We start from the raw sequence: 12,903 nt of genomic DNA, 5'->3' as shown, positions 1-12,903 counted from the left end.
CCGGTCAGGGCGCACCGGGTGGCCCGCGAGTCCCGCCGCGGTGCCGTACGCGGCAGTCCTAGAGGGCGTCCTTGCGCGTGAGATGGTTGAAGAACAGCCACCCGGGCAGCACCGGCAGCCACAGCGTCAGCAGCCGGTACAGCAGCACCGCGGGAGCCGCGACCTCCTTGGGGAGGCCGACGGCGATCAGACCGACCGTCAACGTCGCCTCGACCGCGCCCACACCGCCGGGGGTCGGGGCGGCCGAGCCGAGGGCGTTGCCGGCGAGGAAGACGACCGCGACGCTGGCCAGGCTCAGCGTGGTCCTCTCCTCGTGTCCGAACGCCCGGATCGAGGCGTCCAGGCACATCACGAAGGACGCGGTCAGCAGCAGCATGCCGCCGATGCCGGTGACCAGCTTCTGCGGCCGCTGCAGTACGTCGAGCATGCGCGGGACGACGCCCGCGAACAGCGACCGCACGCGCGTGACGACGAACTTCCGCAGGAACGGCACGGACGTGACGACCAGCACGAGCACTGAGACCGTGAGCAGACCTGCGATGACCGTGCGGGACGGGGACAGGGAGGGCGTCTTCTCGGTGCCCGTGAGGTAGCCGAAGGACAGCAGCATCAGGATGTGACAGCCCAGCCCGAACAGCTGCGAGGCGCCCACGCTCGCCACCGCGAGCCCCGGTCGCACCCCCGCGCGCTGGAGGAACCGCGTGTTCAGCGCGACGCCCCCGACCGCGGCGGGCGCCACGATCTTCACGAACGATCCGGCGACCTGCGCGGCCACGGTCCGCAGGAACGGCACCCGCTCGGGCACGAAGCCGAGCAGCGCCATCGCCGCCGCCACGTAGCTCAGCGCGGAGAAGACCACGGCCGCCGCAACCCAGCCCCACTCGGCGTTGGCGAAGAGCGTGCCGAACTGGATGTGGGTGAGCTGCGTCAACAGGAAGTACGCGCCGATGGCGCCCGCCATGAAGCTGATCAGCGTCCGCGGCCGGACCCGCTCCAGACGGGCCGGCTCCACCGGCGCCTGCGGCCGGATGCGCAGCACCTGGTGGCGGATCTGGGTGAGCAGGTCCTCCTCGCGGGCCTCCTCCAACGCCTCGTCGATCGCCCGCTTCTCGGCCCGCTGCTCGGCGCGCACCGCCTTCTTGTCCGGCTTGTCGAGAACCACCCCGGAGCCGTCGTGGGTCTCCTCCCCACGGGCCGCCTTGGCCTGCCGGGACGCCTCCAGGACCGCTTCCCGCTCGCGCTGGGCCCGTTCTCGGGCCAGCCTCCGGAGCGTCGCGCGCGTGGAGCGGGTCAGCGCGATGGGCTGCAGCATGGGCAGACAGTCGGCGACCGCGTCCGGGCCGAGCACGTCGACCGCGGATGCCACCGCCCGCTCGGCACCGACCCGGAGTCCGAGCGTGGTCAGCAGTTGCGCGATGTCCATGCGCAGCACCAGGTCACCGGCCGCGATCTCACCACCGCGCAGATCCGTCAGGATGACGGTGCCGGAACGATCCACCACGAGGGCGTCGCCGGCGAGCCGCCGGTGCGCGATGCGCCGCGACTGCAGCGCCCGCACCTGCTGCCAGGTCTCGTGCAGCAGTTCGTCGGTGATCTCCTGATCGGCCAGCTGGTCAAGGGTGCGGCCGCCGGTGTGCTCGTAGACGAGCATCACGGCGTCTGGGCCCAGCTCCGAGGTCGCGATCAGTTTGGGCGCGTTGGCGCCGGCCGCGATGGCCGCGTAGGCGAGGAGCGCCTCCTGCTCCAGGGCCTGCCGCAGCGACTGCAGGCTGCGCCGCGTGGTGATCCCGCGCAGCGTCAGCCGCCGCCACACGCGGTAGAAGAAGCCCTGCGCCTGCTGCTCGCGGTCGACGACGGTGACGTCGAGGGGCGGGCCGTCCTCCAGGGTGACGAAGTAGCGGCGGCCGCGGTCGCCGTTGTCCGCCGTGTCCTGCATCTCCTCGCGCGCCGCGCTCACCGGGCGGAAGCCGACGGTGCGCAGCCCCGCCATCAGGGTCCGCCCGGTGGGCCGTACGTTCGGCGAGCCCACCGCGTACAGCGTCCCGGCCGCCACACTCCAGCCGATCAGCACCGTCAGGATGATCGAGAACGGTGTCGTGTAACCGGTGACCAGCATCGAGAAGGCGTCGAGCAGCAGCACCACCCACAGCACGGCACGCCAACGCGGCCTGCGCGACATGCCCACGGCCGTCATATAGGCGATGACGGGTGCGAGATAGCCGTGCACCGGGTCGGTCAGGGCATGGATGTCGCCGGGGGAGGGCTGGGTGAGCGCTTCCTGGATCGAGGGCGGGGCGGCCCGGGCGACCCACAGGTCCGTGGCGAGTGTCACTCCGTGGGCCAGGACGGCCGCGAGGACGCCGTCGGCGATGCGCACCCCGTCCCGCTTGATCAGCCGTTCGATCGCGAAGGCGACCGGTACCAGCAGGATGGCGATGCTCGATGCCAGACCCGCGATCTTGATCAGCAGATCGGGTGCCTGCCCCGTCCCCCTGTTGATGTCCTGCTCGAGGCCCGAGGTGGTGCCGTGCGCGAACGCGGCGACCGCGAGCAGCACCACGATCCCGAGTACGCCGACCAGAAGCCGCATCAGGTCCGAGGGGCGGTGCACGCGCGCGGGGAGCAGCGGTTCGTCGCCCTCCACCTCGTCGTTGTGGGCGTCGGCGCTCTGCTCGCCCCGCGACGGTTCCCGATGGGCAGCCGCTGTCGGCGGTGTGTCGTCGCCGGGCGCCCGGGCGGATCCGTGCTCGCCGTCGGGTGCCTTCTTGCCGGGGCTGTCCTGCGCCGTCTCGTGCGTGAGGCCGTCGGCGCGCCTGTCCTTGTTCGCTTCCTCGTTCGCCTCTTCGCCGGCGTGGTGGCCCGCGGCGGCGGTGTCAGGGCGCGACGAACCCCCAGGGGTGCCCTCCGCGCCGTCGGGGTGCACACCCTGCTGCTTCATCGTCTCTTCTTGATCTCGTATCACCAGTCACCGCCCGCACGATGGTGGCATGCCCACCCGACACACGGGGGCATCAGGGTGCAAATGCGGGGGCGCACAGTCTGCCCGAAGCGCTGCGCCGGGGCGAGGGTCACGCTCGGCCGCTCTCTCATCACATTGTCGGTGGGGTGGGGCAGGATGGGGCGGATGAGCGAGGAGAACCTTGCGGCGGATGCCCTGCCCGAGTACGCGGAACGGGTCCTTGACGTGGCCGAACGCATTCCACCCGGTCGCGTGATGACGTACGGGGACGTCGCCGAGTGGCTGGAGGACGGAGGCCCGCGCCAGGTGGGCCGTGTGATGGCGCTCTACGGCGGAGCGGTCCCCTGGTGGCGCGTCATTCGCGCGGACGGCGTACTGCTCCCGGGCCACGAGCTGGAGGCGCTCGGCCACTACCGGGCGGAGGGCACCCCACTGCGGGAGGCCGGCCGCGCCTCGGAGGGGCATCTGCCGAGGGTCGACATGAGACGGGCGCGCTGGGACGGCGTCGAACGCGCGGAGGGTCACGTCTGACAGCTTCCGGCATCGGACGGGCCGAACAGGCGTGTGTCGCTCGTACGGGTGAAGTAGGGCACCGGCGTGACATGCCGTACGTTCGTGGATTGGGCGACCGCAGTGACGCGGGTGACCACAGGGGCAGGTGGGAGGTCGGGGAAACCCTGCTTCCGAGGACCGGGCGGGCGTAGCGTCGAGGGCGCGTGTCCCCCTGACCACCGTCCGCGACGCGCGGCAGCCGTGCCGTCCGCCGCCCGACCGACATCCCTCGACGACGGCGTTCCGCGCCTCCAGCGACCAGCACGAGTACGACCACCAGGACCGGCGAACCACGTGAGCTCCTCTTCCTCCACCAGGCGCCTGCCGCACCCCCGGGTGCGGGAGGGGAGCCGTGGCGCTTACCGACTGGTGCGTACCCCGCCCGTCCGGGTGGATCCCCCTCGACTGGACGCGAACCAGCGCGCGGTGGTTGAGCACGAGTCCGGCCCGCTGCTCGTTCTCGCAGGTCCGGGCACCGGAAAGACGACCACGCTCGTCGAGTCCGTCGCCGCACGGATCGCCCGCGGCGGCGACCCGGAACGCATCCTGGTGCTCACGTTCAGCCGCAAGGCCGCCGTCGACCTGCGCGACCGGATGGCGCTGCGCACCGGCGCGGCGCACGCCCCGCAGGCCACCACGTTCCACTCGTTCTGCTATGCGCTGGTCCGCGCCCACCAGGACAGCGGCCTCTTCGCCGAGCCCCTGCGGCTGCTGTCCGGCCCCGAGCAGGACGTGGCCGTGCGCGAGCTGCTCGCCGGCCAGCCCGATCTGGAGCGCCTCGGCCTCGCCCACGTGCGCTGGCCCGACGAGCTGCGGGCCTGCCTGACCACGCGAGGCTTCGCCGACGAGGTCCGCGCCGTGCTGGCCCGCAGCCGGGAACTCGGCCTCGGCCCGGACGCCCTGCGCCGCTTCGCCGAGCGGACCGGCCGCCCCGACTGGCAGGCCGCGTCCGCCTTCCTCGCCGAGTACCTGGACGTGCTCGACCTCCAGGGAGTGATCGACTACGCGGAGCTGGTCCACCGCGCGGTCCTGCTGGCCCGCCGCCCCGGCGTCGCCGAGCGCCTGGCCGGCCAGTACGACACGGTCTACGTCGACGAGTACCAGGACACCGATCCCGCTCAGGTACGGCTTCTGCAGGCGCTCGCGGGCGACGGCCGGACCCTGGTGGCCTTCGGCGACCCCGACCAGTCGATCTACGCGTTCCGGGGCGCCGACGTGAACGGCATCCTGGACTTCCCCCACGCCTTCCCGCGCTGCGACGGCGCACCCGCGCCCGTCGAGGTCCTCAGGACGTCCCGCCGCTCCGGAGCAGCCCTCCTCGCCGCGACCCGGCTGCTGACCCAGCGCATGCCGCTGACCCGGCTTCCGGCGGAGAAGGTACGCGCCCACCGGGAACTCGCCGCCGTACGCGACGGTGGCCGCGTCGAGGTCTACACGTACCCCACCCCCGGCACGGAACTGGACAACATCGCCGACATCCTGCGCCGGGCGCACCTGGAGGACAGCGTTCCGTGGGGCGAGATGGCCGTCCTGGTGCGCGCCGGAGCCCGCACGATCCCGACGGTCCGCCGTGCCCTGACGGCCGCGGGCGTCCCGCTGGACATCGACGGCGACGACCTGCCGCTGCGCCATGAACCGGCAGTGGCCCCGCTGCTGACGGCGCTGCGGGCGGTGGCGCGGGCGGAGGCGTCGACAACAGGGTCGCAGGAGGCCCAGCGGGAGGGGGCCGAAGCGGAACCCTGGCTGGACACCGAGACCGCGCTCACCCTCCTCGCCTCTCCGCTCGCCGGCATGGACGCCGCGGACCTGCGCCGCCTCGGCCGTGCCCTGCGCGAGGAGGAGCGGGCGGCCGGCAACCCCGTACCACCGCCCTCCGACGAACTGCTCGCCCGGGCGCTGGCCGAACCCGAGCGACTGGTCACGCACGACCCGGCCTACGCGCGCGGAGCCCAGCGCCTCGGCGCGCTGCTCGGGGAGGCCCGTGAGCGGCTCGCGGACGGCGGCACCGCAGAGGACGCCCTGTGGGTGCTGTGGGACGGCACGCCGTGGCCCAGGCGCCTGGAGAAGGCCTCCCGGCGCGGCGGCGCTGCCGGGCGCAACGCCGACCGTGACCTGGATGCCGTGTGCGCCCTGTTCGCGACCGCCGCGCGCGCGGAGGAGCGCACCGGCGGCCGGGGCGCCCTGAACTTCCTGGAGGAGATCGAGGCCCAGGACATAGCCGCCGACACGCTCACCCGCCGCGCCGTGCGTCCTGACGCCGTCCGCCTGATGACCGCGCACCGCTCCAAGGGACTCCAGTGGCGCCTGGTCGTCGTCGCCGGCGTCCAGGAGGGCCTGTGGCCCGACCTGCGCCGCCGCGGCTCCCTCCTGGAGGCCGACCGCATCGGCCGTGACGGGCTCGCCGAACCCCTCACCCCGGGCGCGCTGCTCGCCGAGGAGCGCCGCCTGTTCTACGTCGCCTGCACGCGCGCGCGTGAACGGCTGGTCGTCACCGCCGTCAAGGCCCCCGCCGACGACGGAGACCGGCCTTCCCGCTTCCTCGCCGAACTCGGCGTCGAACCCAGGGACGTCACCGGCCGCCCACGCCGTCCCCTGTCCGTCGCCGCCCTGGTCGCCGAACTGCGCGCCACGACCGTCGACCCGCGCGCCTCCGACGCCCTCCGTGCGGCCGCCGCCCGCCGGCTGGCCCGGCTCGCCGCCCTCACCGACGAGGACGGACGGCCCCTGGTGCCGTCCGCCCACCCGTACCGCTGGTGGGGCATGTGGGACCCGACCGAGAGCAAGGTGCCGCTGCGCGACCGCGACCAGCCCGTGGTGCTCTCCGGAAGCGCCCTCGACCAGCTCGCGAACACCTGCGCCCTGCAGTGGTTCCTGGGCCGTGAGGTGAAGGCCGACACGCCGGCCACCGCCGCCCAGGGGTTCGGGAACGTGGTGCACGTCCTCGCCGACGAGGTCGCCTCCGGTCGCACCCCCGCCGACCTGGACGTGCTCATGGAACGCCTGGACTCGGTGTGGAATGCACTCGCCTTCGACGCGCCCTGGAAGTCCGCCCAGGAGAAGGACAACGCGCGCGCGGCGCTCGAACGCTTCCTGAAGTGGCACGTCGACTCCAATGGCGCCCGCGCCGGGCGCACCCCGGTGGCGAGCGAGCACGACTTCGACGTCACCCTCGAAGCGGGCGACTACCAGGTGCGCATCCGCGGGTCCATGGACCGGGTGGAATCCGACGGCGAGGGCCGCGCCTACGTGGTCGACTTCAAGACCGGCAAGCAGGCGCCCAGCGCCGCGGAGGTGGAGCGTCATCCGCAGCTCGCCGTGTACCAGCTGGCCGTGCGTGAGGGCGCCGTCGACGAGGCGTTCGGCGGCCGGCGTCCCGAGCCGGGCGGCGCGGAACTGGTCCACCTGCGACAGGGGGCCGCCAGGAAGGACGGCGGTGAAACGCTGCCCAAGGTGCAGGCGCAACACCCCTTGGAGGGGGAGTGGGCCGGGGAGCTGCTGGCCACCGCGGCCGGCAAGGTCCTCGACGAGCGCTTCTCGCCGACCACCGGGCAGCACTGCACGCACTGCTCGTTCCGGGCGTCGTGCAGCGCGCGGCCGGAGGGCCGGCAGGTCGTGGACTGACAGCGCGGGTGTGACCAGTGGCACCACCCGTGCCGGCCAGCACATCGGCCGACGCGGCAGGCAGCTCGGAACCCGCTGTCAGTGGCCACCGATAGCCTCTCCGTCGTGCCCGCTCGTATCACCGACCCCGATCAGCTCAAAGAGCTCCTCGGTATCCCGTTCACCCCGGAGCAGACGGCCTGCATCACCGCGCCGCCCGCCCCGCAGGTGATCGTGGCCGGAGCCGGGTCGGGCAAGACCACGGTGATGGCGGCCCGCGTGGTGTGGCTCGTCGGCACCGGTCAGGTCGCACCGGAGCAGGTCCTCGGCCTGACCTTCACCAACAAGGCGGCCGGTGAGCTCGCCGAGCGTGTCCGCAAGGCGCTGATCAAGGCGGGCGTCACCGACCCGGACCTGATCGATCCGGACAACCCGCCGGGCGAGCCGGTGATCTCCACGTACCACGCCTTCGCGGGCAGGCTCCTCACCGACCACGGCCTGCGCATCGGACTGGAACCCACGTCGCGCCTGCTCGCCGACGCCACCCGCTACCAGCTCGCCGCGCGCGTGCTGCGTGAGGCCCCCGGCCCCTATCCGGCGCTGACCCGGTCGTTCCCGGACCTCGTCGGAGACCTCCTCACGCTCGACGCCGAACTGGCCGAGCACCTTGTGGCACCGGAGGACCTGCGCGCCCATGACGCCGAGCTGCTGCGCACCCTGGAGGGCGTCCGGCTCACCAACGCCGACCTGCGCAAGGTTCCCGAGACGGCCGCCGCCCGCCGGGAACTCGCCGAGCTGGTGATCCGCTACCGGGCGGCCAAGCGCGAGCGGGACCTGCTGGACTTCGGCGACCAGATCGCCCTCTCCTCCCGGCTCGCGGGCCTCCCCGAGGTGGGCCGCATCCTGCGGGACGAGTTCCGCGTGGTCCTGCTCGACGAGTACCAGGACACGTCGGTGGCCCAGCGCGTCCTGCTCGCCGGACTGTTCGGCGGCGGCAGCGGCCACCCCGTGACCGCCGTGGGCGACCCCTGCCAGGCGATCTACGGCTGGCGCGGAGCCTCCGTCGCCAACCTCGACGACTTCCCCGAGCACTTCCCCCAAGCCGACGGCCGACCCGCGACCCGCCAGGCCCTCAGTGAGAACCGCCGCAGCGGCGGCCGCCTCCTCGACCTCGCCAACGGCCTCGCGGCGCCCCTGCGCGCGATGCACGCGGGTGTGGAGGCCCTGCGCCCCGCCCCGGGCGCCGAACGTGACGGCCTGGTGCGCTGTGCCCTGCTGCGCACCCACTCCGAGGAGATCGACTGGATCGCCGACTCCCTCGCCCATCTGGTGCGCACCGGCACCGCTCCCGGCGAGATAGCCGTCCTGTGCCGCACCGCGACCGACTTCGCTCAGATCCAGGGCGCCCTCGTCGCACGCGACATCCCGGTCGAGGTCGTGGGCCTGTCCGGACTGCTGCACCTGCCCGAGGTCGCCGACCTCGTCGCCGTCTGCGAGGTCCTGCAGGACCCCGGCGCCAACGCCTCCCTGGTCCGCCTCCTCACCGGGCCGCGCTGGCGCATCGGCCCCCGCGACCTCGCGCTCCTGGGCCGGCGCGCCCGGCTTCTCGTGTCGCACGCGCGGGTGGACGGCGACGAGGACCCCGACCGCAGGCTCGCCGCCGCCGTCGAGGGCGTCGACCCGTCCGAGGTGATCTCGCTCGCGGATGCCCTCGACACCTTCCTCGAACTGCCCATGGAGGCCGAGCGGGAGGACGACGGGCTGCCGTTCTCGCCCGACGCGCGCGTACGGTTCGCACGGCTGGCCGCCGAACTGCGCGACCTGCGCCGCTCACTCGCCGACCCGCTGATGGACGTCCTGCACCGCGTGCTCGCCGTCACCGGCCTGGAGGTCGAGCTGTCCGCGTCCCCGCACGGGCTGGCCGCCCGCCGCCGCGAGACCCTCTCGAACTTCCTGGACATCGCCGCGTCCTTCGCCGCCAACGAACCGGACGCCAGTCTTCTGGCGTTCCTCGGCTTCCTGCGCACCGCCGCCCAGTACGAGAAGGGCCTGGACAACGCCCTCCCCGGTGGCGAGAACACCGTCAAGGTGCTCACCGCGCACAAGTCCAAGGGGCTGGAGTGGGACGTCGTCGCCGTCCCCGGGCTGGTCAAGGGCACCTTCCCGAGCGCCCAGGGCCGCGAGAAGTGGACCGCCCAGGGCAAGGTGCTGCCGCACGCGCTGCGCGGCGACGCCGACACCCTGCCCGATGTCGAGACCTGGGACTCCCGCGGCCTGAAGGCCTTCCACGAGGCCATGAAGGAGCACCAGCACACCGAGGAGCTGCGCCTCGGCTACGTGACCTTCACCCGTCCCCGCTCCCTGCTGCTCGGGTCCGGCCACTGGTGGGGCCCCGCCCAGAAGCGCCCCCGAGGCCCCTCGGACTTCCTCCAGGCCCTCTACCAGCACTGCGAGGCCGGACACGGCGAGATCGAGGTGTGGATCGATCCGCCTGCCGAGGACGAGGAGAACCCGGCTCTCCACGAAGCCGCCACCGACCAGGCCTGGCCGCTCCCGCTGGACGAGGCGGCCCTGGCCCGCCGCCGCGCCGCCGCCGCGACCGTACTCGCCCACCTGGAGCAGGTCGCCTCACACGAAGGCGCCCACCCGGCGGCCGACCACGACCCCTCCGCGTACGACGACCCGGAATGGCCGCCACCGCCGGACGACGAGGACCTCTACGACGACCTCGGCGGGCAGGACGCCGCCCACGGCGCGCCGCCGCCCGCCGAGGAGGAAACCGCCTGGGGCGACCACCCCGAAGAGGACGCATCCGACTGGGACTCCTGGACGACCCACCGTCCCACGTCCCCTTCCCCGGCCCGCCACGCGCGCGTACCGGCGGGCGACGGCACCCCCACCGTCCCGCACGCCCGGAGGCACCCGTCCGAGGACGCCACCGCGCTCACCCCGGAGGAGTCCCGCACCGTCGCGTCCTGGGACCGCGATCTGGACGCCCTCACCGGAGAGCTGCTGCGCGCCCGGGCGGCCGTCACCGACGTGCCGCTGCCACCGTCGCTGACCGCCTCCCAGGTGCTGCGCCTGGCCGCCGACCCGGACGGGCTCGCACAGGAACTCGCACGCCCCATGCCCCGCCCCCCGCAACCGGCGGCGCGCCGGGGCACCCGATTCCACGCCTGGGTGGAGGCACGCTTCGAGGAACTGCGGCTGCCCCTGCTGGAGCCGGAGGAGCTGCCCGGCAGCGACGCCGAGATCGCCGACGAACGCGACCTGGAGGCCCTCAAGGACGCCTTCGAACGCGCCCCGTACGCGCACCGCACTCCGTACCGCGTCGAGGCACCTTTCCAGCTGAGCATCGCCGGCCGCGTGGTGCGGGGCCGCATCGACGCCGTCTACCGCGTGGACGACGAGGACGGCACGCACTACGAGATCGTCGACTGGAAGACCAGCCGCGCCCGCACCGCCGACCCGCTCCAGCTCGCCCTGTACCGGCTCGCCTGGGCCGAGCAGCAGGGCGTGCCTCTGGACGCCGTCAGGGCCGCGTTCCTGTACGTCCGCAGCGGCGAGGTCGTACGCCCTGCCGGACTCCCGGACCGGGCCGCTCTCGAGCGGCTGCTGCTGGCCGGTCCCTCCGGCGGGGAACCGGCGGACCAGGATGTCGGCACGGGCCGATAGGCTCGTGACCATGAGCGAGACCCCGGACAGTGCCGTCCGCACGTACATCGACAGTCACCGCGCCGCCTTCCTCGACGACCTCGCGGAGTGGCTGCGCATCCCGTCGGTGTCCGCCCAGCCCGAGCGCGCGGCGGACGTGCGGCGCAGTGCCCACTGGCTCGCCGCCAAGCTCCGGGAGACCGGCTTCCCCACCGCGGAGGTCTGGCCGACTGCCGGAGCTCCCGCAGTCTTCGCCGAGTGGCCCTCCAACGACCCGCAGGCACCGACCGTCCTCGTCTACGGCCACCACGACGTCCAGCCCGCCGCCCGCGAGGACGGCTGGGACAGCGACCCCTTCGAACCGGTGCTCCGCGACGGCCGCCTGTACGCGCGCGGGGCCGCCGACGACAAGGGCCAGGTGTTCTTCCACACACTCGGTGTCCGCGCCCACCTCGCCGCCACCGGGCGCACCGCCCCGGCCGTCCACCTGAAGCTGCTGATCGAGGGCGAGGAGGAATCCGGCTCCCCGAACTTCCGAACCCTCGTCGAACAGCACGCCGACCGGCTCGCCGCCGACGCGGTGATCGTCTCGGACACCGGCATGTGGTCCGCGGACACCCCCACCGTCTGCACCGGCATGCGCGGCCTCGCCGAGTGCGAGATCACCCTGTACGGACCCGAGCAGGACATCCACTCCGGGTCCTTCGGCGGCGCCGTGCCCAACCCGGCCACCGCGGCCGCCCGCCTGGTCGCCGCCCTGCACGACGAACACGCGCGCGTGGCGATACCGGGCTTCTACGACGGCGTCTTCGACCTCACCGACCGCGAACGGGAACTCTTCGCCGAACTGCCCTTCGACGAGGAGCAGTGGCTGCAGACCGCCCGGTCGAGCGCTACGTACGGCGAGGCGGGACACACCACGCTGGAGCGGATCTGGGCCCGCCCCACCGCCGAGGTCAACGGCATCGGCGGCGGCTACCAGGGGCCCGGCAGCAAGACGATCATTCCGTCCTCCGCCATGGTCAAGCTCTCCTTCCGGCTGGTCGCGGGCCAGGACCCCGACCACATCGAGAAGGTGGTGCGCGCCTGGGCGGCGGACGCGCTGCCCGTCGGGATCCGGCACGAGATCACGTTCGGCTCGGCCACCCGCCCCTGCCTGACGCCCCTCGACCACCCCGCCCTTCAGTCCGTCGTACGCGCCATGGGCCGCGCCTTCCAGCAGCCCGTCCGCTTCACCCGTGAAGGCGGATCCGGACCCGCCGCCGACCTCCAGGAGGTTCTCGGCGCACCCGTCCTGTTCCTCGGCATCTCCATCCCCTCCGACGGCTGGCACGCCCCGAACGAGAAGGTGGAACTCGATCTGCTCCTCAAAGGCGTCGAAACCGCCGCATACCTGTGGGACGACCTGGGGAAGAACCGGCGCGATGTCGACTGACGAAGGCGCGGGGCACAGCGTCGCCCGGGCGCACCGCCCGGCACGGCACACTTGAAGGGCCGCCCCGCCCGCCTCAGGCCCGCCCGACCCGGTCCCCGCCCGACCTACGCCTCGCTGAACCGCCCGCCGAAACCACCGTTGCACCGGGGGAGTTGGAAGCACTCGTGACCACCTGGACCGACCACACCGCCGACCGGCCCATCTCGCTCACCGCGCCCAGCGGCATCGACCGGGCCGCCCACCACCGGCTCGACGAGGCATGGCTCGCCGCGGCATGGAGCCACCCCTCGACTCGTTGCTTCGTGGTCTCCGGCGGCCAGGTCCTCATCGACGAGACGCCCGACGGCCGGACGGAACTCGTCATGACCCCCTCCTTCGAGGCACCGCTCACCGAGGCCCACCGCTACTTCCTCGGCACGGACGCGGACGGCGTCAGCTACTTCGCCCTCCAGAAGGACGCACTTCCCGGCCGCATGGACCAGTCGGCGCGCCCGGCCGGCCTGCGCGAGGCCGGACTGCTGCTGTCGCCGCGCGACGCGGGCCTGATGGTGCACGCGGTCGCCCTGGAGAACTGGCAGCGCCTGCACCGCTTCTGCTCACGCTGCGGTGAGCGCACGGTCATCGCGGCCGCCGGTCACATTCGCCGCTGCCCCGCCTGCGGCGCCGAGCACTACCCGCGCACCGACCCGGCTGTGATCATGGC

General features: G+C 73.3%; 6 protein-coding genes. 5 read left to right on the top strand and 1 reads right to left on the bottom strand.

What is annotated here, in order from left to right; translation table 11 throughout:
• Positions 1–58 precede the first annotated feature (58 nt).
• The gene (locus C3488_RS27745) at positions 59–2,938 is read right to left on the bottom strand and encodes a lysylphosphatidylglycerol synthase transmembrane domain-containing protein (protein WP_103843658.1); all 2,880 of its coding nucleotides are present in this window, start codon (positions 2,936–2,938) and stop codon (positions 59–61) included.
• Between the two features lie 186 nt (positions 2,939–3,124).
• Here C3488_RS27745 and C3488_RS27740 point away from each other — a divergent pair, with 186 nt between their 5' ends.
• The 5 genes from C3488_RS27740 to C3488_RS27720 all read left to right on the top strand — a co-directional run.
• Positions 3,125–3,490, top strand: a complete 366-nt coding sequence (locus C3488_RS27740; RefSeq protein WP_103843657.1) for an MGMT family protein — start codon at positions 3,125–3,127, stop codon at positions 3,488–3,490.
• A 315-nt stretch (positions 3,491–3,805) separates the two neighbouring features.
• Complete coding sequence (locus C3488_RS27735) at positions 3,806–7,132, top strand: ATP-dependent DNA helicase (protein WP_103843656.1); 3,327 nt, start codon at positions 3,806–3,808, stop codon at positions 7,130–7,132.
• A gap of 105 nt (positions 7,133–7,237) precedes the next feature.
• Positions 7,238–10,786 carry an ATP-dependent DNA helicase gene (locus tag C3488_RS27730; protein WP_103843675.1) on the top strand — a complete coding sequence of 1,183 codons (3,549 nt, stop codon included), beginning with the start codon at positions 7,238–7,240 and terminating at the stop codon, positions 10,784–10,786.
• Positions 10,787–10,796: 10 nt separating this feature from the next.
• Positions 10,797–12,200 (top strand): dipeptidase, encoded by a 1,404-nt coding sequence (locus tag C3488_RS27725; RefSeq protein WP_103843655.1) that lies wholly within the window; start codon positions 10,797–10,799, stop codon positions 12,198–12,200.
• Between the two features lie 152 nt (positions 12,201–12,352).
• On the top strand, positions 12,353–12,903 hold a 551-nt coding region (locus C3488_RS27720), incomplete at its 3' end, for an NAD(+) diphosphatase (RefSeq protein WP_308460696.1).

Source organism: Streptomyces sp. Ru72 (genome assembly GCF_002920635.1).
In the GTDB taxonomy this organism is placed as follows: domain Bacteria; phylum Actinomycetota; class Actinomycetes; order Streptomycetales; family Streptomycetaceae; genus Streptomyces.
Note: the sequence above shows the minus strand (reverse complement) of the source record. Positions and strands in the feature narration are given on the sequence as shown.